This window comes from Duganella sp. S19_KUP01_CR8 (genome assembly GCF_036688705.1).
Classification (GTDB): Bacteria; Pseudomonadota; Gammaproteobacteria; order Burkholderiales; family Burkholderiaceae_D; genus Rugamonas.
In genome coordinates, this window is the sequence record NZ_JAQQPR010000034.1 from 37146 (window position 1) to 59981 (window position 22836).

Sequence of the window (22836 nt, forward strand, 5' to 3'; positions counted from 1 at the left end):
AGTCTGCTTGGATTTTTTTGCGCGTGGGCGCATGATGGAACCAAGAATTAAAAGTTGCTTGTTCCCCAAAAAACGGCAGCAATTCAAAAATATAAGTCATACGACCGCGCGGTGAAAACTGCGCGCCAGTCCTCTTGTAGGCATTGAATTTTTACCGAAAGGGCAACTCATGAAACTCGCCAATCTCAAGATAGGCGTGCGGCTGGGTTTGCTGGGCGGCTTCTTCTTTGTCGCGCTGCTGATCGTCGCCACCGGCGGCTGGCGCGCGCTGGACTCCAGCAACGCCGGCAACACCGCCGCCATGCAACGCATGCAAGCGCTGACCCAGGCCATCGACATGGCGCGCAGCGCCCAGGTCGAATTCAAGATCCAGGTCCAGGAGTGGAAGAACACTCTGTTGCGCGGCAACGATACGGCCAATTTCGACAAATACAGCAAGGCCTTCGTCAAGGGCGGCGAAACCACGCGCGGCGAACTGCAGAAGCTGAACGCGCTGCTGACCAAGCTGAACTTGAAAACGCCGCTGGTGGACGAGGCCATCGCCACCCAGAACGAGCTGGTCAAGCGCTATATGTCGGCCTTGCAGAAATACGACTCCGCCAACCAGGACAGCGCCCATGTGGTCGATGCGCTGGTCAAGGGCATGGACCGCGAACCGACCAAGAAGATCGACGACATCGTCGCCTTCATCGGCAAGGAATCGCAGCGCCTGATCGTCGAGATGGAGGACGAGAACAAGGCGGAGCACGCGCGCGCCATGCTGGCCATGGGCATCACGCTGCTGGTGACGCTGGTGGTCGGCTGCGCCACGGTGCTATGGCTGATCAAGAGCATCACCGTGCCGCTGAACGAGGCGGTCGACATGGCGGAGACCGTGGCCGCCGGCGACCTGAGCAGCGAAGTGCACATCAATAGCACCGACGAGATCGGCGCCTTGCTGGGCGCGCTCAAACGCATGCAGGAAAACTTGAGCAACATCGTCGGCAAGGTCCGCGTCGGCACCGACGCCATCCACGGCGCGGCGGTGGAAATCGCCGCCGGCAACCTGGACCTGTCGGGCCGCACCGAAGAGCAGGCCAGCTCGCTGGAGGAAACGGCGGCCGCGATGGTGGAGCTGACCACCACCGTGCAACAGAACAACGTCAACGCGGCCGAGGCCTGCAAGCTGGCCGACACCGCCTCCAGCGTGGCGGCCAGGGGCGGCGACGCGGTCGAGCAGATGGTGCGCACCATGGGCTCGATCAATGAATCGTCGCGCAAGATCGTCGACATCATCGGCGTGATCGACGGCATCGCGTTCCAGACCAATATCCTGGCCTTGAACGCGGCGGTGGAAGCGGCGCGGGCCGGCGAACAGGGACGCGGCTTCGCGGTGGTCGCTTCCGAGGTGCGCAACCTGGCGCAGCGCTCGGCGGCGGCGGCCAAGGAGATCAAGGAACTGATCGGCGATTCGGTGGGCCGGGTGGAGGCGGGCAGCCGGCTGGTCGGCCAGGCCGGCGAGACCATGGGCGAAGTGGTGGCCAGCGTGCAGCGCGTGACCGCCATCATCGGCGAGATCTCGATCGCCAGCGGCGAGCAGCGCGACGGCATCGAACAGATCAGCATCGCCATCAGCCAGATGGACAGCGTGACCCAGCAGAACGCGGCGCTGGTGGAGCAGGCCGCCGCCGCGGCCGATGCGCTGGAGCAACAGGCGGCCGGCCTGTCGGCGGCGGTCAGCGTGTTCAAACTGCAGGGCCAGGGGCCGTCGTCCCATGCGGCGGTGGCGGCGCCGCGCCGGCTATTGCAAGTGGCCGGCCACGGCGCCGTTTGACACCGCTCAAGTGCAAGCGCGAAAAGGCTGGCAACTGTTGAGCGATTGATTATGCTTCCCTCTTCCCCGGTGCACCGGACGGAGAGGGACAGCATGAACAGCCTGAACAGCCTATTGCCGGCACTGGCCGGCATCGCACTCAGCTTGCTGGCGCTGTGGTACGGCGAACTGCGGGTGCGCACCCTGCGTACCCGCTGCGCACAGCTGCAATCGGCGCTGGAGGCCCACCGCGACGCCGAAATGCGGCTGGACCACATCGCCCACCACGACAGCCTGACCGGCCTGCCCAACCGCCTGCAATGCCAGCTGCAACTGGAACACGGCATCGCCTACGCGCGCCGCCACGGCAGCCTGCTGGCGGTGCTGTTTGTCGACATCGACCACTTCAAATCCATCAACGACAATCTCGGCCATGACGCCGGCGACCAGGTGCTGGTGCAGTTCGCGCAGCGCCTGCGCCAGTGCGTGCGCGAGGTGGACACCGTGGCGCGCCAGGGCGGCGACGAGTTCATCGTGCTGCTGACCGAATTGCGCGCCGCCGCCGACGCGCAGCAGGTGGCCGACAAGATCAACGCCGCGATTGCCGCGCCGTTCCTGGTGCATGGCGAGACGCTGGCGGTGGCGGCCAGCATCGGCATCGCCGTCTACCCCGACGACGACCTCGATATCGAAGCGTTGCTGGAGAAGGCCGACCTGGCGATGTACGCGGCCAAGCAGCGCGGCAAGGGCGCCGGCCTGCGCTTCGTGCCCAGCATGCAGGCCAAGGCCTATTCGCGGGTGGTGCTGGAGACCGCGCTGCGCCATGCGCTGGAGCATGGCGAATTCGTGCTGACCTACCAGCCCAAGCTGAACCTGAACGAGCAGAAGATCACCGGCGTCAAGGCGCTGCTGCGCTGGCGCCACCCGGAGCTGGGCCTGGTGATGCCGCCGGACTTCCTGCCGGTGCTGGAGGAGAGCGCGCTGATCCTGCCGGTGGGCGCGTGGGTGCTGGCGACCGCCGCCGCGCAGGCGCGGCGCTGGATGGAGCTGGGCCATCCGCTGACGGTGTCGGTGCACCTGTCGCCGCGCCAGTTCTACCAGAAGGACATCGCCCGCAGCTTTGCCGAGATCCTGCAGCAGGCCGGGCTGCCGGGCCGCTACATCGAGCTGGAAATCACCGAGGGCATGCTGATCGATAAGAACCAGAATTGCGAGGCCGTGCTGCGCCAGTTCAAGCAGTTGGGCATGCGCATCTCGATCAGCGATTTCGGCACCGGCTATGCGTCGTTGAATTACCTGCGGCGCTTCCCGGTGGACCTGGTGAAAATCAACAAATCCTTCATCGACGACCTGCGCCGCGTGTCGCTGCAGCCGACCGACCGCCACAGCGACGGCAGGGTGGCGGACGAGGGGGCGATGGTGCGCGCCATCATCGCGATGGCGCATACGCTGAACATGCAGGTGATCGCCGGCGGCGTGGAAACCGGCGATCAGCTGGCCCAGCTGGCCGCGATGGGTTGCGACGAGGCCTTCGGTTTCTGCCTGGGCGCCGCCGTCTCGCCGGAGGAGCTGGAGGCGCTGCTGGCGAACCGCTGGCGGCAGCAGGCGTCGATTATTGCTGCCGGTTAGCGGGGAAGAACCAGGCCAGCGGCCGTTGCACGCGCGCCGCCCACGAGCGCTCGTTGTGGATGGCGCCATCGGCGGCGTAGAACAGCAGGTCTTCATTCAAACGGTAGCCCCGGGCCAGCATGGCGTCGCGCATTTCCACCGTGCGTTCCAGGCCATCGTCGTCGGTGCCGGCATCGAGGTAGAACTGGACCGGCTGGCGCACCGGCGCCTTGGCGATCAACGCGCCCTGATTCCACCAGAACGAACTCGACACGCCGGCCGCCTTGGAAAAGACCTGCGGGCGCTGCTGGGCGATGTAGACCGAGGCGATGCCGCCCAGCGAGGAGCCCATGATGGCGGTGTGCTCGCGCTCCGGCAGCGTGCGCAGATGGGCGTCGGCCCAGGGCTTGACGGTATCGACGATGAAGGCCATGTAGGCGTCGAGCTTGCCGCCGCCGTATTGCGGATCGCAGCAGGGCGTGTACTCGGCGATGCGGTCCTTGGTGTTGTCGATGCCGACCACGATGGCCGGCGCGACGACGCCGTCGGCGATCAGGCGGTCCATGGTGCTGCCGATTTCCCAGGCGGCGCCGTAGGCTGCGGTGGCGGCGTCGAACAGGTTCTGGCCGTCGTGCATGTAGAGCACCGGATAGCGTTGTTGCGGATGGGCGTCGTAGCCGGGCGGCAGGTAGATGCGCAGGCTGCGCTGGTTGCCCAGCTGCGGCGAGGCGAACTGCTCGACGATGCGCAGCGTGCCGGCGGGCGGCAAGGCCGGCATGGGCGTGGCGTCCGTGCTGGCCGCCGCACCGGCCGCCGCGCCGCGCGCCAGCGGCATGATGCGGACGCCGTGGATATCGATGCGGTTCGACGGTCCCTTGACGCCGCCCGCATCGGCGTAGCTGGTGTTACTTTTCAGGTAGCTCATGTTGTAGAAATCGCCGAGCTCCATGCGGTAGTTGCCCGCCTTGAGCACGGCCTTCAACGGCGTCGACCACGACGGCCCGGCGCTGGCTGGCGAATGCGGCAACTGCACCACGCCTTGCGCGGCGATGCCGCCGTTGCCATCCTTGAGCGTCATCCACTTCACGCCGCCGCTGATGCCCAGGTTGACCTGGTGCGCGGTGTTGCGGTACTTGAGCTGCAAGGCATAGCTGCCCTCGCGTTCGACCTTGATGTCCTGCACCGCGAAGGTATCGGACGGCGCTCCCCAGCCGGCGATGCGGCCATCGATGGCGGCCACGCTGGACTGCACGCGCGCATCGCCGGCGGCGATTTCCACGCCGTCGTTCAGGCACACCGGCGCGCTGTGGTGGCTGCGGTTGCCGGAGCCGGTGAACATCGCCTCCACCGAGTAGCACAGGTTGTCGTTCTCGCCTTTGCCCAGCAGGGGGGCGCGGCGGTCGGCCCAGGTCTTGGCGCTCACGCGCTGCGTGGCCAGCTTGCCGTTGCGGTAGATGTTGTAGACCACACCCTTGCCGGCGCCTTCAAGGTGCAAGGTCGGGAAATCGTAAGTGCCGCGTTCCAGCTTGACGATGCGCGGCTCCGGCGGCGCGTACACCGCAGGATCCAGTGCCAGCGGCTGCGCGCTGACGCCGCGCTTGACCTGCTGTCCGGCGACCAGCTTGCCGAGGCGGATCTCGATGACGCTGTCCGCCGCCAGCGCCGACCAGGCCAGCGTAGCCGCAGCCGGCTTACCATTCAGCGTCACCGCATCGACTTCGTAGTAGCCGTCGCCGCGTGCGGCTGGTGGCAACGACAGGCGCACCTGCAAGCGCTTGCCGCGCAACGCGAGATTACTCAGTGTGATGGCGTCGCTGCCCGCGAACGCCTCGCGCCTCAGCTTGGCCGTAACGAATGGACGCAGCGCGATGCCGTCATTGGTGGTCTGCACGCCAAACACCTCGCCGACCACCATGCCCAGGTAGGCGCCGACGGACCACAGCTGCCGCCGCGAATCCACCACCGGTCCGCTCAAGTCGCCTTGCGCCTGCTTGTCCTTCAACATCGGCTGGCCGGACAGCCATTCCAGGTTCTCCATGTTCGACAGGTTGAGCGCCGCGCCGCGCATCAGCGTATCGTAGGCCGCGTCGGCGACGGCGACATTGCCGGTCAGCGCCGCCGCCTTCAAACCGTAGGCCGTCACGAACGGCCACATGGCGCGGTTGTGATAAATCGCCACGCCGGGCTGCTGCGGCCAGATCACCGGCGCGCCCAGCGGACCATGCGGATAGTGCGCCAGGATGCTCTCGGCCTGCTGGCGGTCGGCGATGCCGGTGACGATCGCCAGCGATTGGCCCAGCCAGTCGTACTTGCCCATCGGCGCGCCGTCGAAATGGCCGGCCGTCAGGCTGCTGTACATGCCGGCGTCGGCCTGCCACAGGCGCTGGTTGATGGCGCGCTTCAGGTCCGCCGCCCATGCCGTGTACTTGTCCGCCAGCGCCGCGTTGCCCTGTTCCTTGGCCAGTTGCGCCGCCAGCGTCAACGCCTTGTAATGGCCGGCGTTGGTGGACAGCGCCTTCGACGTCGCCATGCTGGCCAGGTCGCCCGCGATCCAGCTTGCGTAGCTTTGCTCGCGCCAGTCGAGGAAGGATTCCTCGCCGTGGTACAAACCGTCGACCGGATCGTAGACGGCCAGCCGGTCGTTCTCCAGCGTGTTGGAGAGGGCGCGCAACGCGGTGGCCGCGAAGGCCGTTCGCTCGTCCGGCGCCAACGCCTTCAAGGCTTCTTCCGCGCCGAAGGCCCAGCTGACGCGGTCCGTGCTGACCGGCCAGCTGCCGCCGCTGCCGGTGTCCTGGATGATCTGCAAACCGTCTGCGCTGCCGGCGGCGTGCGCGCCCGGCTGCACGCCGTCGCGATAGCCGGACAACTTGAACTCCAGCGAATTACGCACGCGGCGCGGGTCCAGCATGCCCAGTCCCAGCGAGGCCGCGTAGGACAGGTCGCGGGTCCACACGTAGTGCCACACCTCGCCGGTCTCGAAGCAATTGCAGGAGATGGCGTTGCCGCCGTTGTAGCTGCCGTCGCGGATCTCGCCGACCGAGTCCTGCTTCATTTCCAGGCCGGCCAGCGTGAACAGGGCGTCGAAGGCCAGGTTGCCGCTGCGGACCGACGGCTGCCCTTGCGCTTCGGCATAATTGATCTCCTGCTTGCCGCCTTCGCGCACGCGCATGGTGGTCGATTGCGTGTAGCTGCGCAGCGCGGCGCTGGCGTCCGGCGTGGTGTAGCGCACGGTTTCCTGCTTGCCGTCCCAGGTGGGATAGCTGGTGCTCAGCGTGGTGGTGGCGGCCGCCATGGCGGGCAGGGCCAGCAGCGACAAGGCGCCGAGGCGGCGGCGGGCGAAGCTCATTGTTCGATCTCCAGTATCAGCGCCGAGCGCGCAGGCAGCGTGACCTGGCCATCCAGCGAAACGCGCTTGCCGCTGATGACGTCGACGCCGGCATGCACGCCGCTCAGCATCTCGTGGAAGCGCGCGGTTTTCAGCACGGTGTCGGTGCTGTTCTTGTTCAAGGCTACCATGACTTTTTTTGCACCGTCGTAGCGGAAGTAGACGTAGGTATTGTGCTCGGGACCGTAGTGCATCATCTTCCCGTGATGGATCACGGACGCGCCCTTGCGCCAGTTGAACAGCTTCTTCACATACGCCTGCGCGGCCGCCTGCTGCGCCGTCAGGCCCGCGCCGGTGAAGGCGTTGACGGCGTCGCCGCGCCAGCCGCCGGGGAAGTCGCGGCGGTAGGAGGCATCGTCGCGATCCTTGATGGTGCTGGTCATCTGGATCTCGGTGCCGGCATAGAACTGCGGAATGCGCGGCGCCGTCGCCACGAAGGCCATCGCCATGCGGAACAGGTTATCGTCCGCGTTGAGCTCGCTGTAGATGCGCGACACGTCGTGGTTACCCTCGAACAGCACCAGGTTGCCGGCGTTCGGATACAGATAGTCCTGCGACAGCGTCTCGTACAGATTGGTCAGGCCTTGCTCGGCGCCGTCGGGCGCGGCCAGCGCGCGGCGCATGGTGTAGGTCAGCGGGAAGTCCATCATGCTCGGCATGTGCGAGACGTAGCCGTTGAAATTCTGCTTGCCCTCCTGCCAGTGCGCGACCACCGGGATCAGCGGCGACCATTCCTCGCCCACCAGGTTCAGCTTCGGATACTCGGCCATCATGCTGCCGGACCAGCGGCTGAGGAACTCGGTGTTGGAGTAGCCGTAGGTGTCGACCCGCAGTCCGGCCAGGCCGGCGTACTCGATCCACCAGATGTCGTTCTGGATCAGGTAGGTCGAGAGGTACGGGTTGGCCTGGTTCAGGTCCGGCATGCCTTCGACAAACCAGCCCTCGGTGAAGTTGCGCTTGTCCTCGTTCGACGCGTAAGGATCTTGCAGCGCCACCCGGTGATGCTCGGTCGGCACGAACTTGCCGTGGTAGGTCAGCCAGTCCGGCGTCGGCATGTCCTGCATCCACCAGTGCTTGTCGCCGATGTGGTTGAGCACCACGTCCTGGATCACGCCCAGTCCCTTGGTGCGCGCCTGCGCGACAAAGTTGCGGAAGTCCTCGTTGCTGCCGTAGCGCGGGTCGATGCGGTAGTGGTCGGTGCTGGCGTAGCCGTGATAGGAGTAGGCCGACGAGTTCGATTCCAGCAGCGGCGTCGGCCAGATCATGGTGAAGCCCATGGCGGCGATGTAGTCCAGATGGTCGGCCATGCCGCGGATGTCGCCGCCGTGGCGGCCGGAGGGTGCGGCGCGGTCGGCCCGTTCCGTCATGCCGGCCGCGTTGTCGTTGGACGGGTCGCCGTTGGCGAAACGGTCCGGCATCACCTGATAGATGGCGTCGCTGCTGTTGAAGCCGCTGCGCTGGGCCGAGCCGGCGGCCCGCGCCAGCAATTTGTAGTTGTAGTGTACTGACTGGCTGCCGCGCTTGAACACCAGGTCGATCGCGCCCGGCGCCGCGTCCGGCGCGATCTCCAGGTTGACGAACATGTAGTTGCGGTTGGCGACCCGCGCCACCGAGGCGATGCGCACGCCGGGGTAGCTTAGCGCCGGCTCCAGGTCTGCGATCTGCGGCCCGTGCACCATCAGTTGCAGCGAACTGTTATGCATGCCGGCCCACCACATTGGCGGGTCCATGTGCTCGATGCGGTAGTCCGGGGCGGCGTGCGCCCAAACGGGAAGCAGGCTCGCCAGCAGCGCCGCCAGGATGGTGTTCTTCATGCAGTCTCCTTGTGATGATAAGTAGTCGTACTACAAACCATTTGTTTTCTGGCCTGTCCGCCGTTTCGCCTGATTTTGCTAGAGAATACTCTCATAATCCCGCTGCATCAAATCATCATAATTTAGTCGAAATACAGGAATTTTGTAATTTTTCAGCCCATATTGTTCTTTTTGCCAAAAATAGTCCACCTGGCGCCTCGGGTGGATGCGGCGGGGTGGCGTTTGGTTTCATAAATAAGTGGTTCTATCGCTAAATCTGTAGTTCTACTACAAGACTGTGGCGGGTGCTCTGTAGCCGAAATACAACGAGAACCCCATGTTCGCAGGGGCTGGTAGGCGTGGAGCGCCTTGGAATGCGTAAGTGGGCGGAAGTTTAATTGACATGGAATCTAGTTTTAGTACAAAATTCTTCTCGGAACGTCTTTTAGAACGTCGAATTTCCTTGGAACCCGTGTAGTTTGAGACGCCCCGGCGAATACGGAGCGGCTGATGTTGGCGGGATTGTGTTTTGTGTCGTGAGTGAGGGGACATTGAATGAACATTTTTGCGAATAAGCGTAGTCATGGCGCTGCGTTTCAACTGAATCCGGTCGCAGCGGGTTGCGCTGTATTCCTGTCGATGATGGCAAGTTCTGCTGTTTATGCGCAGGAAGCCGCGCAAGCAGCTCCGGCTCAAGCCGCCGACGTGGCCGCAGCCAAGGCCGATCCTAACGCGCCGGTCGTGCCGTCGGTCGTCGTATCCGGTATCCGCCGCGGTATCGAAGCAGCGATCTCGATCAAAAAGAATTCCACTTCGATCGTTGAAGCGATCTCGTCGGAAGACATCGGCAAACTGCCTGACTCCAGCGTGGCTGAATCCATCGCCCGCCTGCCAGGCGTGACCGCACAACGTTCGCGCGGTTCGGGCAAGGCCGCCGACATCAGCGTCCGTGGTCTGGCGCCTAGCTTCAACGGCACCCTGGTCAACGGCCGCGAACAAGCGTCCACCGGCAATGCCCGCAGCCCTGAATTCGATCTGTTCCCAGCTGAACTGATCGGCAGCGCGATGATCTACAAAACCCCTGACGCGACCGTCATCGGCCAGGGCCTGGCCGCGACCATCGACCTGCGCACCGTGCAGCCGCTGGACTTCGGCAAGCGCGTGCTGGCGGCCGGTGTGCGCACCGAGCGCAGCGGCGTGCGTTCCGGCTCGCCGGAAGGCGACGGCAAGCGCTACACCTTCAGCTACGTGGACCAGTTCGCCAACCGCACGATCGGTGTGGCGCTGGGCGTTACCAGCTACAAGGAAACCGGCGGCGGCCAGCAGAAGTTTGAAGGCGGCGGCACCGAGATCTACGATGCCAAGACCGCAGCCAACCCGAACGGCCTGAACGTCGTCGTGCCAAGCGGCTTCAAAGCTGACACCGAGACCTCGACCTCCAAGCGTGACGGCGTATCCGCCATGCTGCAATACCGTCCTAGCAAAGAATTCAAGACCTCGGTCGACCTGTTCTACTCGGCCGGCACCCAGACCCTGAAGAAAACCGGCCTGGAAGGCTCGATCGGCGGTTCGTGGGGCGGTTACGACCCAGTCGGCACCCTGAGCAACGCCACCATCCAGAACGGCGTGGCCACTTCCGGTACCTTCAGCAACTTCAAGGGCGACGTCCGCAACCACAAGGAATCGGCGGACGACAAGCTGACCTCGATCGGCTGGAACGCGCAATACAAGCAGGACGACTGGACCCTGACCAGCGACCTGTCGCACTCGAAAGCCACCAAGAACGCATCGCGCTACGAAACCACCGCTGGTGTTGCAGGCAATGTGCCTGCCGGCCAGATCGGCGCGATTTCGTGGACCGGCTTCGACGGCAAGAACCTGGCCGCCATGCACCTGACCTCGAGCTTCGACTACTCGAACCGCTCGCAGACCTTCCTGACCGACACCGACGGCTGGGGCGGCGGCGTGAACTCGCCACAGGCCGGCTATGTCGCACTGCCTAACGTCGACGACAAAATCGACGCGATCCGCCTGAGCGCGCGTCGCGAACTGAGCTGGGGTCCGGTTGCGGCCGCCCAGTTCGGCGTGAACTACACCAAGCGCGACAAGAAGCGCTACGGCGAAGAAGGCCGTCTGGTGGTCAAGGGCGGCAACGGCTACGCCACCGCGCCAGTACCGGGCACCGCCACCGCCACCGCCGGCACCACCGGCATTCCTATCGTGTCGTTCGACCCGGTCGGCACCCTGGGCCCGATCTACGATATGGTCAAGTGGGTGGACGCCAGCGTGCTGGCCAAGGACTGGTCGGTGTCGGAAAAGGTCACCACCGCCTACGCCATGGGTGAACTGGACGGCAAACTGGCCAACTTCGAATACCGCGGCAACTTCGGCGCGCAACTGGTGCACACCAACCAGTCGACCACCGGCAACAAGGTTGATCTGGCGACTTGCACCGGCATCACCGCCGCCACCTGCCCATCGGCCGGCATCGCCGACGGCACCTCGTACAACGACATCCTGCCAAGCGCAAACGTGTCGTTCGACCTGGGTAACGAACAGCAGCTGCGCTTCGGCGCCGCCAAGGTACTGGCCCGCGCCAACCTGGACGACATGCGCGCCAGCTCGGCGTTCGGCGTCAGCAAAGACAACACCGTGCCTATCCTGGTCGGCAGCGGCGGCAACGCCAAGCTGGAACCGTTCCGCGCCAAGGCGCTGGACGTATCGTACGAGAAGTACTTCGGCAACAAGGGCTACTTCAGCGCAGCGGCGTTCTACAAAAAGCTGGACACCTACATCCTGCGTGCACCTCGCGCGTTCGATTTCAAGGACCAGGTCACTGCCAACACGCAGCTGCCAACCACCGGCCCATACAAAGGTTCGACGGTCGGCCTGCTGACCACCCCGACCAACGGCGACGGCGGCAACATCCGCGGCTACGAGCTGTCGGTGAACATTCCGTTCTCGCTGGTCACGCCTTACCTGGACGGCTTCGGCGCGTCGGGTAACTTCTCGAACACCGAGAGCGGCATCGAACTGCCAGTCATCGGTTTCGCGACCCAGGGTGTAGCCGGCGTCAAGATCCCGCTGCCGGGCCTGTCCAAGCGCGTCACCAACCTGCGCCTGTACTACGAGAAGTATGGCTTCCAGTTCGCCTGGGCTGCCCGCCGCCGTTCCGACTTCCTCGGCGAGATCAGCGACTTCCAGGACAACGCCCAGCTGACCTTCGTCAAGGGCGAGACCATCATCGACCTGCAAGCGTCGTATGAATTCTCGCAGAAGTACCTGAAAGGTCTGTCGGTCTACGTCCAGGCCAACAACTGGAACAACACGCCTTACCAAGAGTACAATGGCACCGATTCGAGCGCCATTTCGTACAAGACCGTGTTTGGCCGTACCTACCAGTTTGGCCTGAGCTACAAGTTCTAAGCCTTCGTAGTTTCAGCTGATAACAACCCCGCTTCGTCGGGGTTGTTCCGTTTTGGAGCCTGACTTATGCAGCAAGCAGCTATCAAGAACATCGTCATCGTCGGCGGCGGCACCGCCGGCTGGATGACGGCCACCGCCTTGTCCACCATCCTGCGCGGGCAGTACAACATCCGCCTGGTGGAGTCCGACGAAATCGGCATCGTCGGCGTCGGCGAAGCCACCATACCGATGATCCAGCGTTTCAACCAGGTGGCCGGCATCGATGAAGCGGAATTCATGAAGGCCACCCAGGGCAGCTACAAACTGGGCATCGAGTTCGTCAACTGGGGCAAGCTGGGTGACCGCTACATCCACGGCTTCGGCATCCTAGGCCAGGACTTGTGGACGGTGCGCTTCGACCAGTACTGGCAGCGCCTGCGCGGCCTGGGCAAGGCGCGCGAACTGGATGAATATTCGATCACCCGCATGGCCGCGCGCCACAACAAATTCATGCCGCCGCGCCGCGACCTGGCCAACTCGCCGCTGTCCGACATCGCCTACGCCTATCACTTCGACGCCAGCCTGTATGCGCGCTACCTGCGCACGGTGAGCGAGCAGCGCGGCGTGCGCCGCACCGAAGGCAAGGTCGCGCAGGTATCGCAGCGCGCCGATGACGGCTATGTCGACGCGGTGGTGATGGAGTCGGGCGAGCGTATCGAGGGCGATCTGTTCATCGACTGCTCCGGCTTCCGCGCACTGCTGATTGAAGGCGCGCTGAAGACCGGCTACGAGGACTGGAACCACTGGCTGCCGTGCGACCGCGCGCTGGCCGTGCCGTGTGAATCGGTCAGCCCGCTGACGCCCTACACCCGCGCCACCGCGCATCGCGCCGGCTGGCAGTGGCGCATCCCGCTGCAGCACCGCACCGGCAATGGCCATGTGTACAGCAGCGCCTTCATGGAGGACGTGGAAGCGCAGGACATCCTGCTGGCCAACCTGGATGGCAAGCCGCTGGCCGAGCCGCGCATGGTCAAGTTCCGCACCGGCATGCGCAAGCTGGGTTGGAACAAGAACGTGGTGGCGATGGGTTTGGCGAGCGGTTTCCTGGAGCCGCTGGAATCGACCAGCATCCACCTGATCCAGTCATCGATCGCGCGGCTGGTGCAGTTCTTCCCGGACCGCGGCTTCAACCAGCTGGAGGTGGACGAGTACAACCGCCAGAGCCGCTTCGAATATGAGCGCATCCGCGATTTCGTGATCCTGCATTACAAGCTGAATCAGCGCGACGATTCCGATTTCTGGAAGCAGTGCGCGGCGATGCCGGTGCCGGATTCGCTGCAGCACAAGCTCGATCTGTTCCGCGCGCGTGGCCGCGTGGTGCGCTTCGATAACGAGTTGTTCGCGGAAGCCGGATGGCTGCAGGTCATGCATGGCCAGAACCTGAAGCCCGAAGGCTACGATCCGCTGGTGGACCTGCTGCCGGTGGAAGAAGCGGAGAAGTATTTGGAGAGCATCCGCGACGTCATCGGCCAGTGCGTGCAGCACATGCCGGACCACGCCGAGTACATCGCGCAGCACTGCGCGGCGACCCGGCGCTGACCGCGCTTACATCTTCGGCGCTGCGCAGCACGAGGCGATGTATTCCTCGTGCGTCGGCATATGTTCGGCGCAGCGCAGCACCACATCCTTGACGTTGGCCAGGAAGGCGGCGATGTCCGCCTCCGAGCGCTGGTCCACCAGTGGGTGATAGCCCTTGGCGCGCAGGCCCTGGCCGTGCATCACCTGCAGCCAGCTGGTTTCGGTGAACAGTTCATCGCTGGCGCGCACGATGCGGCCGTTGCTGCGGTAAAGGTCCATGCGCCGCTGCAGCGTCGCCGGAATCTCCATGTTGCGGCAGTAGTCCCAGAACGGCTTGCCCTCGCGCGCATTGAGCTTGTAATGCAGGATCAGGAAGTCGCGGATGGCGGCGTACTCGTTGTCGGTGGCCTCGTTGAAGGAATCGATGTCGGCCTGGTCGTAACCCAGGTGCGGGAACATCATCAACAGCCGCGTGATCCCGGTCTGCACCAGGTGGATGCTGGTCGATTCCAGCGGCTCCATGAAGCCGCCGGCCAGGCCGATGGCGACCACGTTCTTGTTCCATGCGCGTTTGCGCTTCCCGGTGGTGAACTTCAGGTGGCGCGGCTGCGCCAGCGGCTTGCCGTCCAGGTTATTCATCAGGATGGACTCGGCCTGTTCCGGCTCCATGAATTTGCTGCTGTAGACATGGCCGTTGCCGATGCGGTGCTGCAGCGGGATGCGCCATTGCCAGCCGGCGTCGTGCGCGATGGCGCGGGTGTAGGGCAGCAGCGGGCTGACCGATTCGCACGGCACGGCGATGGCGCGGTCGCATGGCAGCCAATGCGACCAGTCCTCGTAGCCGGTTTTCAGCGCGCCTTCGATCAGCAGGCCACGGAAGCCGGAGCAGTCGATAAACAGATCGCCTTCGATGCGTTCGCCGTTCTCCATGATGATGGCTTCGACGAAGCCGTCGTCCGCGCGCAGCACGGTATCGACGATGCGGCCTTCGGTGCGCTGCACGCCGCGCCCTTCGCTCAGGCCGCGCAGGTATTTTGCGTACAGCCCGGCGTCGAAGTGGAAGGCGTGGGAGATGTCGGACAGCGGGGAATCGCCGTTGTCGCTGGCGGCGCGCATGAATTTGTTCATACTGGCGGCGACGGTGTTGATCGAGTAGTGCTCGACGCCGGGCGCCTTGCCGTCCTGGTACAGCTTGAGCCAGTACTGGTAGAACTTGGCGAGCATCTGGTCGCGGCCGATGACGCCGAAGCCGTGGATGTAGGACTCGCCCTGCTTGCTCCAGTTGACGAATTCGATGCCGAGTTTGAAGGTGCCCTGGGTCTGGCGCAGGAACTCGTTTTCGTCGACGCCGATCAGCTGGTTGAAGCCGCGGATGACGGGAATGGTGGCCTCGCCGACGCCGATGGTCGATATCTCGTCGGATTCGACCAGGCGGATCTTGCAGCCGTTCGAAATCAGCGCCGACATCGCGGCGGCGGTCATCCAGCCTGCGGTGCCGCCACCGACGATGATGATGTTTTTAACCAGTCCCAGACTCATTTTCTCTCCAATGTCGTTATGATGTGCACCCTCTGGCGGGGTGCTTAATCATACACGGCGCATACACTTTGGAGCGTCTGCGAATCGAGGGACTGTGGCTTAAATACAGCGTTCCTGCTTACTTTTTCTCGGCCGCCGCGAAGGCTGCGTTCTGCGTGTCCAGCCAGGATTTCAGCGGCGCGAAGTAGTCGAGCAGTGCGCCGCCGTCGATCTTGTCCTCGCCCGAAATCGCCTTCAGCGCTTCCGGCCACGGCTTGCTCGCGCCCATCGCCAGCATCTGCTGCAGCTTGGCGCCGGCCTTGGCGTTGTCGTACACCGAGCAGCGGTGCAGCGGGCCGGTGTAGCCGGCTTCGCGGCACAGCGCGCGGTGGAACTGGAACTGCAGCATGTCGGCCAGGAAGTAGCGTGCATACGGCACGTCCGCCGCCACGTGGTACTTGGCGCCGGCGTCGAAGCCCGCGCCGCTGCCGTCGATGGCCGCAGGGCGCTTCATGCCCATGTACTGCTCGCGCAGCTGCCACCAGCTCTTGTCGTAGTCGGCCGGCTTGGTCTTGCCGGAGTAGACGTCCCAGCGCCACTTGTCGACCGAGTAGGCGAACGGCAGGATCGCGACCTTGCTCAACGCGCGCTCCAGCAGTTGGCCGATGTCGGCGTTGGCGTCCGGCGCCTGGTCCATCAGGCCGACCTTTTGCAGATAGCTCGGCGTGATCGACAGTGCGACCGTGTCGCCGATGGCTTCATGGAAGCCGTCGTTGGCGCCGTTGCGGAACAGGTAGGGCTGCCTGGTATAGTTGAGGAAGTAGTAGACGTGACCCAGCTCGTGATGGATCACGGTGAAGTCCTCGGCCGTCGGCGTGATGCACATCTTGATGCGGACGTCGTCCTTCTCGTTCAGCGGCCAGGCGGAGGCGTGGCACACCACGTCGCGGTCGCGCGGCTTGGTCAGCAGCGAGCGCTCCCAGAATGATTCCGGCAGCTTCTGCATGCCCAGCGAGGTGTAGAAGCGCTCGGCGTATTGCGTCATCTGCTTGGCGTCGGTCTTGCGCTCTTCCAGCACCTTGCTGAGGTCAAAGCTGCTGGCGCCCGTCGCGGGCTTCAGCAGTGGGTACAGATTGTTCCAGTTCTGGCTCCACATATTCCCGAACAGGTGGGAAGGGATAGGGCCGGTCAGCGGCACCACATCCGGGCCGTAGGTCTGGCGCAGCTTGTAGCGGGTGTAGGTGTGCAGCGCTTCGTACAGCGGCTTGACCTGCTGCCACAGGCGCTCCATCTCGGCCGAAAATGCTTCCGGCGGCATGTCGTACTGCGCGCGCCACATCGCGCCGGTATCGACAAAGCCCATCTGCTTGGCGCCCTTGTTCGACAGGGCGACGTACTCGGTGTACTTCTGCTTGTAGGACGGCGATTGCGCGTGCCAGCCCAGCCACATTTCCTTTAGTTTGGCCTCGTCGCGGCTCTTGGCCAGAACCTTTTCCATTTCGCCCAGCGCCATGCAGGCGTCGGCCGTGCCGTCGGGCTTTTTCGGGCAGTACTTGGCTTTGCCGTAGGCGCCGTTCATCGCCGCCTGCAATTGCGCGTAGTTTTCGCGCTCCTTGGCGTCGGCGAAGACCAGCGTTTGCTGCAGCAGCATCATCTTGCGGGCCGATTCGGCCGGCAGCTTCAAGCCGTTGAAACGGCGCGCCGCGATGGCTGCTTCGCCGGCCGCCGTCAGATAGCGTTCGGCGAAGAAGGAGGCGATGGCTTCGGTGTCGTCGGTGATGAAGTTGGAACCGACCCAGGCGCCCTTGGCCTGTTCGTTGTTCAGTTTATTGAGGTGGGCTTCGGTGTCGGCCAGGAAGCGCTCGGCTTCCGCGACGGTGGGTTTTTTTGCGGGGGCTGCTAGCACGGTAGTGCTGGCGGCTGTCATGGCGCTGAGCGCGAACAGCGTGCTGATGATTTTTGGTGACACTGGCATCTCCCTATCTCCGTATATGGTCTTGTTGGCCATCGAACCAAACGATTCGATGGCCAGCAATCATACACGCTTACAGGGTGATGGCGACGCTGCGGCCGGCCTGGCTGCTGGCTGGCAGCGCGATGTTCAGCACCTTGGCCGCTTCGTCCCAGACGAAGATGACCGGCTTGCCGTCGACGCGCACCAGCGACGGGTGGGCCGTCACGTTATGCACTTGCAGCGCGATGCTGCGCTCGGGACGCTGGTACTGCTTGCCCACTTCCGACTCGATGCGCAACGACAGGCTGCGGCCCTGCAGCTTGCTGGCGAAGTGCAGCAGCTCGTACTTGCCCTGTTCATAGGCTTGTGCGGTCGTGCCGTCGTCGTCATATAGCTTGCCGGCGCCGGCGCCGACCGAGGCGTCGTGGTAGTAGTGCAGGTCGATATGCTTGGTCGAATAGTCGCGCGTGGTCTGCACCACCTTCGCCATCGGGATGAAGGCGCCGGCCCGCACGTAGACCGGCACGTGGTCGGCGCTCAGCTTCACCGATTCGGTGGCGCCGCCGGCGTGCTTCTCGCCGTTGTAGAAATCGAACCATGCGCTGCGGGCGGGGAAGTAGACGTCGGCCGTCGTTGCGCCCTGTTTGAGCACCGGCGTGACCAGGAAGTCCTTGCCCCACAAATAGGTCGACGACATCGCGCGCACCTTGGCGTTGCCCGGCTCTTCGTACAGCATGGGGCGCATCAGCGGCAGGCCTTTCTGGTTGTTGTCGAAGCCCAGCGTGTAGTTGTATGGCAGCAGGCGATAGCGCAGGCGGATGGCCTCGCGCGCCAGCGCCTTGGTGCGGTCTTCACGGTAGACCGGCTCCGGCGGCACGTCGTCCTGCGCGTGCGGACGGAAGATCGGCTGGAACACGCCGTACTGCAACCAGCGCGTGTACAGCTCATTGTCCAGCACCGGGTTGGCGAAGCCGCCCAGGTCCGAGTGCATATAGCCCGCGCCCTGCATCCCCATTTGCAGCGAGATCTCGGGCTGCGCCTGCAAACCGCCCCAGCCCCGGTTGACGTCGCCGGACCACGGGATGATGCCGTAGCGCTGCGTGCCCGAGTAGCCGGCGCGCATCAGGATGAATGGACGCTCGGTCGGGAAGTCCTGCTGATAGCCTTCCGCCACCAGCCGCGCCCATTGATGGCCGTAGATGTTGTGTACCTGGTCGGCGCTGCCGGTGGCGTGGCGCATCGCGGTGGGGTGCACTTCCGGTTCGCCCAGGTCGCCCCATACGCCGGTCACGCCTTGCTCGCGCAGGCCTTTGTAGATATTCCAGAACCAGTCCTTGCCCGGCTTGCCGAAGATGTCGATCAGGCCTGTGTGGCCGAAGTAGAAGTCATAGGCCAGCGGCGCGCCGCTGGCGTCCATGCCCAGCACCTTCTTGTCGACCGCCTCTTGCCACTTGCTGGACGTATCGAGAATGAACGGCTCGGTGATCACCACCGTCTGCACGCCTTTCTTCTGGAAGTCGGCGATCATGCCGGTGGCGTTGGGGAAGCTGTCCTTGTCCCAGGCCAGGTTGCCCATCGTGCCCTTGACCTCTTTGCCGAACCAGAACAGGTCGAACACGATGGCGTCGAGCGGGATGTCGTCGGCGATGAATTTGTTGACGGTGTCGCGCGCGACGGCCTCGGTACGGTAGCCGAAGCGCATCGCGAAATTACCGAAGGCCCAGCGCGGCGGCAGCGGTTGTTTGCCGGTCAGGCTGGTGTAGTTGCCCACCACGTCTTCCCAGCTGTCGCCGGCGATCACCTGATAGGTCTTGCGGCCGCCGATGGTTTCGTAGGTCAGGCTGTCCTTGTTCTTGCTGTCGAAATCGAGGTAGCCGGTTTGCGGATTGTCGAAGTGGAGCGCGTACATTTTCGACGACAGCGCGACCGGCATCGCATAACCCATCTGTTCGGACTTGTCGTCGTAGCCGTAGTGCGCCTTGTTGTACAGGGTGAAGCGGTGGCCGCGGCGGTTCATGCCGACCGCGCGTTCGCCGGCGCCGTACAAGGCCTCGTCCTTATCCAGCGCGAACTCGATGCCTTCCAGCTCGCGCGGTTCGCCCTTGTTGATATCCTTGCTGCCGCTGGCCACGTCGTCCTTGAACTTGACGTAACCGTGCTTTTCCGCGACCAGGCGCTTGCCCTTGTACGCGTACGCAATCTGGAACGGCGACTTGGTAATGGTGACGACGATGCCGGGTGTGGCATATTCGATGCTGTTGACCTTAGTGGTCAGCGTGGTGCGGATGGCGGCCGGCGCCAGCACCACCGCGTGCGACGCCGGGTCCACCTGCTCGCCATTCGGCACAAAGGTGGTTTCGACGATGCCGGCGGAGTAGGGCTTGATGACATAGCGGCCGTCGCTGGTGTGGACTTCCAGCTGGCCGCCGTTGCGGCTGGCGCTGTCGAATTTGCGGTCGGCGTTCTGCGCCTGGCTGGCCTGGCTGACTACAAGCAGCGGCAACACGGCCGCAAGTTTGGCGATGGAATTGCTTTTCATGTAATTGTATGGTCTCAGAGGTTGTTGTGATTTTGTTGTTTGGCTACATTTGACTACAAAATACTGCCCTTGGCATGGCTTGTTTCCTTTATTTTACTGGGAAACTCTTTCAATTGACACGTACCAGGCAGCGTGTTATTTTGCTACAAATTTCAGAAATAGTCGGGGACACGCAACATGCAATCTTCCAGCAGCAAGCCCATACTGTCGTTTTGGCAGTTGTGGAACATGAGCTTTGGCTTTTTCGGCATCCAGTTCGGCTTTGCGCTGCAAAATGCCAACACCAGCCGGATTTTCTCCACGCTGGGCGCCAATCCCGACGATCTTTCGCTGTTCTGGCTCGCGGCGCCGGTCACCGGCCTGCTGGTACAGCCGATTATCGGCTACCTCAGCGACAACACCTGGCATCCGACCTGGGGCCGCCGCCGTCCGTTCTTCTTCCTCGGCGCCTTGCTGGCGTCGATCGCGCTGTTCCTGATGCCCAATTCCACCGCGCTGTGGATGGCCGTCGTCGTCCTGTGGCTGATGGATGGCGCCATCAACGTCTCGATGGAACCGTTCCGCGCCTTCGTCGGCGACAAGCTGGGTTCCTCGCAGCAGACCGCCGGCTTCGCGATGCAGACCTTCTTCATTGGCTGGGGCGCGGTGATCGCCTCGCTGCTGCCGACCATCTTCGCCGACTTCCTCGGCGTGAGCAACGTGCCGGTCAACGGCGCGATCCCCGACACCGTACGTTACTCGTTCTACGCCGGCGGCGCGATCTACTTCCTGGCCGTGTTGTGGACCATCCTCACCGCCAAGGAAACGCCGCCCGAAGACATGGAAGCCTTCCGCGCCGAGCAGCGCCGCACCAAGGGCCTGGGCCACGCGATCAAGGAGATCATGGACGGCTTCACCAATATGCCGAAGACCATGGTGCAGCTGGCCGCCGTGCAGTTCTTCTCCTGGATCGCGCTGTTCGCGATGTGGATCTACACCACCTCCGCCATCGGCGAAAACGTCTTCGGCACCACCGACGCGCAATCGGTGGCGTTCCAGGAAGCGGGCAACCGGGTTGGCGTGATGTTCGCCGTCTACAGCGGCGTCTCCGCGCTGGCCGCCTTTATCCTGCCGATTTTCGCGCGCAAGACCAGCCGCAAGTTCGTGCACATGAGCTGCCTGCTGATCGGCGGCGCCAGCCTGTTCAGCATCTACGCCATCCATGATTTGAACCTGCTGTTCGTGCCGATGATCGGCGTCGGCATCGCCTGGGCCAGCATCCTGACCATGCCGTACGCGATCCTGGCCGGTGCGCTGCCGGCCAAGCGCATGGGCTACTACATGGGCGTGTTCAACTTCTTCATCACTATCCCGCAGATCGTCAGCGGCGTGTTGCTGGGCTTCGTCACCAAGCACTGGTTCGCCGGCCACACCGTCAAGACCCTGATGCTGGGCGGCGTGTGCATGGCGGTGGCGGGCGTGCTGACCCTGGCTGTCCGCGACAACGCCGAACCGGCCGGGCGCTGATGTAGGATTGTTCGCTTGACCATGTATTCGCGCGCCACCCGTTTGCCGGAACAGGTACAACAGGGGCTGTGGATACTGTCCTTTACCTGTGCGGAGCGAACATGAGCATACAAACTGTAGCGACCAAAGCGTTCCCTGGCCAGCGGCCGGGGACCTCGGGCTTGCGGAAAAAAGTCACCATCTTCCAGCAGCCTTCCTATCTCGAAAACTTCGTGCAAAGCGTGTTCGACACGCTGGGCGACTGCGCCGGCAAAACGCTGGTGCTGGGCGGCGACGGCCGCTTTCACAACCGCGAGGCGGTGCAGACCATCCTGCACATGGCGGCGGCGCACGGCTACGCCAAGGTGCTGGTGGGGCAGGGCGGCATCCTGTCGACGCCCGCCGTCAGCTGCGTGATCCGCAAGCACGGCGCGCTGGGCGGCATCGTACTGTCGGCCAGCCACAATCCAGGCGGACCGGATGGCGACTTCGGCATCAAGTACAACATCGCCGCCGGCGGCCCCGCGCCGGAGAGCGTGACCGAAGCGATCTTTCATCGCACCGAGAGCATCAAGCAGTACCGCATCAGCGACGCGCCAGCCATCGATATCGATCGCCTCGGCGTATCGCGCATCGAGCAGATGGATGTGGAAGTCATCGATCCGGTGGCCGATTACGCGGAGCTGATGCGGCGCCTGTTCGACTTCGACGCCATCAAGGCGCTGTTCGGACGCGGCTTCCGCATGTGCTTCGACGGCATGCACGCGGTCTCCGGCCCCTACGCCAGGACCATCCTCGAAGGCATGCTGGGCGCGCCGGCGGGCACCGTCATCAACGGTGTGCCGCTGAAGGATTTCGGCGGCCATCACCCGGACCCCAATCCCGTCAACGCCGCGCAGCTGATCGCCATCATGGCGGCGGACGACGCACCCGACTTCGGCGCCGCCTCCGACGGCGACGGCGACCGCAACATGATCGTCGGCCGCAAGTTCGATGTCACGCCGTCCGACAGCCTGGCTGTGCTGGCCGCCAATGCGACCGTGGCGCCGGGCTACCGCGCCGGCCTGAAAGGCATCGCCCGCTCGATGCCGACCTCGCGCGCGGCCGACCGCGTGGCCGCCGCGCTGGGCATCCCGTGCTACGAAACGCCGACCGGCTGGAAGTTCTTCGGCACGTTGCTGGACGCGGGCAAGGCCACGCTGTGCGGCGAGGAGAGCTACGGCACCGGCTCGGACCACATACGCGAGAAGGACGGCTTGTGGGCCGTGCTGTTCTGGCTTAACCTACTGGCCGCCAGCGGCAAATCGGTGGAGCAGCTGGTGGGCGAACATTGGGCGCGCTTCGGCCGCAACTACTATTCGCGCCACGATTACGAGGCGGTTGAAACCAAGGGCGCCAATGAACTCATGGCTTCCCTGCGCATCAAGCTGGCCGCGCTGACGGGGCAGGACCTGGGCGGCCACTACGTCGTTGATTTCGCCGATGATTTCGAATACACCGATCCGGTTGACGGCTCGCTCGCCACGCAGCAGGGCATCCGCATCGTCATGACCAACGGCTCGCGCATCGTGTTCCGCCTGTCCGGTACCGGCACCGAGGGCGCGACCCTGCGCGTCTACCTGGAGCGCTACGAAGGCGATCCGGCCTACCACCACCTGCCCACCCAGCAGGCCTTATCCGCATTGATACTCATCGCCGAGCAGGTTGGCGGCATCCCCGGATGGACCGGACGCGCGCGTCCGACCGTCACCACATAAAACCTAGATAAAGGAAGACAGC

At 64.0% G+C, this 22836-nt stretch carries 11 protein-coding genes; 6 read left to right on the plus strand and 5 right to left on the minus strand.

Going from position 1 to position 22836, the window contains the following annotated elements; all coding sequences use genetic code 11:
• Positions 1-169: 169 nt before the first annotated feature.
• Together V6M89_RS26465 and V6M89_RS26470 are read left to right on the plus strand one after the other, a co-directional pair.
• Complete coding sequence (locus V6M89_RS26465; protein WP_332856004.1) at positions 170-1813, plus strand: methyl-accepting chemotaxis protein; 1644 nt, start codon at positions 170-172, stop codon at positions 1811-1813.
• Positions 1814-1906: 93 nt separating this feature from the next.
• Positions 1907-3421: a putative bifunctional diguanylate cyclase/phosphodiesterase gene (locus V6M89_RS26470; protein WP_332856005.1), complete on the plus strand. Its 1515-nt coding sequence runs from the start codon at positions 1907-1909 to the stop codon at positions 3419-3421.
• Here the strand turns inward: V6M89_RS26470 and V6M89_RS26475 are convergent.
• Positions 3405-6746, minus strand: coding sequence for an alpha/beta hydrolase-fold protein (locus V6M89_RS26475; RefSeq protein WP_332856006.1), 3342 nt, complete (start codon positions 6744-6746; stop codon positions 3405-3407). The genes V6M89_RS26470 and V6M89_RS26475 overlap by 17 nt on opposite strands.
• Positions 6743-8599, minus strand: coding sequence for a glycoside hydrolase family 13 protein (locus V6M89_RS26480; protein WP_332856007.1), 1857 nt, complete (start codon positions 8597-8599; stop codon positions 6743-6745). Before V6M89_RS26480 ends, V6M89_RS26475 begins: the two co-directional genes overlap by 4 nt.
• A 618-nt stretch (positions 8600-9217) precedes the next feature.
• Here V6M89_RS26480 and V6M89_RS26485 point away from each other — a divergent pair.
• Together V6M89_RS26485 and V6M89_RS26490 are read left to right on the plus strand one after the other, a co-directional pair.
• A complete protein-coding gene (locus tag V6M89_RS26485) occupies positions 9218-12004 on the plus strand; it encodes a TonB-dependent receptor (protein WP_332856008.1) in 2787 nt (928 codons plus the stop codon).
• Positions 12005-12070: 66 nt separating this feature from the next.
• Positions 12071-13582: a tryptophan halogenase family protein gene (locus V6M89_RS26490; RefSeq protein WP_332856009.1), complete on the plus strand. Its 1512-nt coding sequence runs from the start codon at positions 12071-12073 to the stop codon at positions 13580-13582.
• A 6-nt stretch (positions 13583-13588) separates the two neighbouring features.
• On the opposite strand, the gene V6M89_RS26495 is transcribed toward V6M89_RS26490, so the two are convergent.
• The 3 genes from V6M89_RS26495 to V6M89_RS26505 all read right to left on the minus strand — a co-directional run bounded on the left by V6M89_RS26495 (position 13589) and on the right by V6M89_RS26505 (position 19572).
• Positions 13589-15100, minus strand: a complete 1512-nt coding sequence (locus tag V6M89_RS26495) for a tryptophan halogenase family protein (RefSeq protein WP_332856010.1) — start codon at positions 15098-15100, stop codon at positions 13589-13591.
• 118 nt (positions 15101-15218) lie between these two features.
• Positions 15219-17054, minus strand: coding sequence for a M2 family metallopeptidase (locus V6M89_RS26500; RefSeq protein WP_332856011.1), 1836 nt, complete (start codon positions 17052-17054; stop codon positions 15219-15221).
• Between the two features lie 70 nt (positions 17055-17124).
• Positions 17125-19572 (minus strand): glycoside hydrolase family 31 protein, encoded by a 2448-nt coding sequence (locus V6M89_RS26505; protein WP_332856012.1) that lies wholly within the window; start codon positions 19570-19572, stop codon positions 17125-17127.
• Between the two features lie 177 nt (positions 19573-19749).
• Between V6M89_RS26505 and V6M89_RS26510 the strand changes: the two genes are divergently transcribed.
• Both V6M89_RS26510 and V6M89_RS26515 read left to right on the plus strand, forming a co-directional pair.
• Entirely contained in the window at positions 19750-21078 is a 1329-nt protein-coding gene (locus tag V6M89_RS26510) for an MFS transporter (RefSeq protein ID WP_332856013.1), read from the plus strand.
• A 101-nt stretch (positions 21079-21179) separates the two neighbouring features.
• Entirely contained in the window at positions 21180-22814 is a 1635-nt protein-coding gene (locus V6M89_RS26515) for an alpha-D-glucose phosphate-specific phosphoglucomutase (RefSeq protein ID WP_332856014.1), read from the plus strand.
• Positions 22815-22836 lie beyond the last annotated feature (22 nt).

What these genes read in the sequence shown, in the direction of transcription:
- V6M89_RS26465 (WP_332856004.1), top strand. Translation starts at nt 170, where the DNA reads ATGAAACTCGCCAATCTCAAGATAGGCGTGCGGCTGGGTTTGCTGGGC.
- V6M89_RS26470 (WP_332856005.1), top strand. Translation starts at nt 1,907, where the DNA reads ATGAACAGCCTGAACAGCCTATTGCCGGCACTGGCCGGCATCGCACTC.
- V6M89_RS26475 (WP_332856006.1), bottom strand. Translation starts at nt 6,746, where the DNA reads ATGAGCTTCGCCCGCCGCCGCCTCGGCGCCTTGTCGCTGCTGGCCCTG.
- V6M89_RS26480 (WP_332856007.1), bottom strand. Translation starts at nt 8,599, where the DNA reads ATGAAGAACACCATCCTGGCGGCGCTGCTGGCGAGCCTGCTTCCCGTT.
- V6M89_RS26485 (WP_332856008.1), top strand. Translation starts at nt 9,218, where the DNA reads ATGATGGCAAGTTCTGCTGTTTATGCGCAGGAAGCCGCGCAAGCAGCT.
- V6M89_RS26490 (WP_332856009.1), top strand. Translation starts at nt 12,071, where the DNA reads ATGCAGCAAGCAGCTATCAAGAACATCGTCATCGTCGGCGGCGGCACC.
- V6M89_RS26495 (WP_332856010.1), bottom strand. Translation starts at nt 15,100, where the DNA reads ATGAGTCTGGGACTGGTTAAAAACATCATCATCGTCGGTGGCGGCACC.
- V6M89_RS26500 (WP_332856011.1), bottom strand. Translation starts at nt 17,054, where the DNA reads ATGCCAGTGTCACCAAAAATCATCAGCACGCTGTTCGCGCTCAGCGCC.
- V6M89_RS26505 (WP_332856012.1), bottom strand. Translation starts at nt 19,572, where the DNA reads ATGAAAAGCAATTCCATCGCCAAACTTGCGGCCGTGTTGCCGCTGCTT.
- V6M89_RS26510 (WP_332856013.1), top strand. Translation starts at nt 19,750, where the DNA reads ATGCAATCTTCCAGCAGCAAGCCCATACTGTCGTTTTGGCAGTTGTGG.
- V6M89_RS26515 (WP_332856014.1), top strand. Translation starts at nt 21,180, where the DNA reads ATGAGCATACAAACTGTAGCGACCAAAGCGTTCCCTGGCCAGCGGCCG.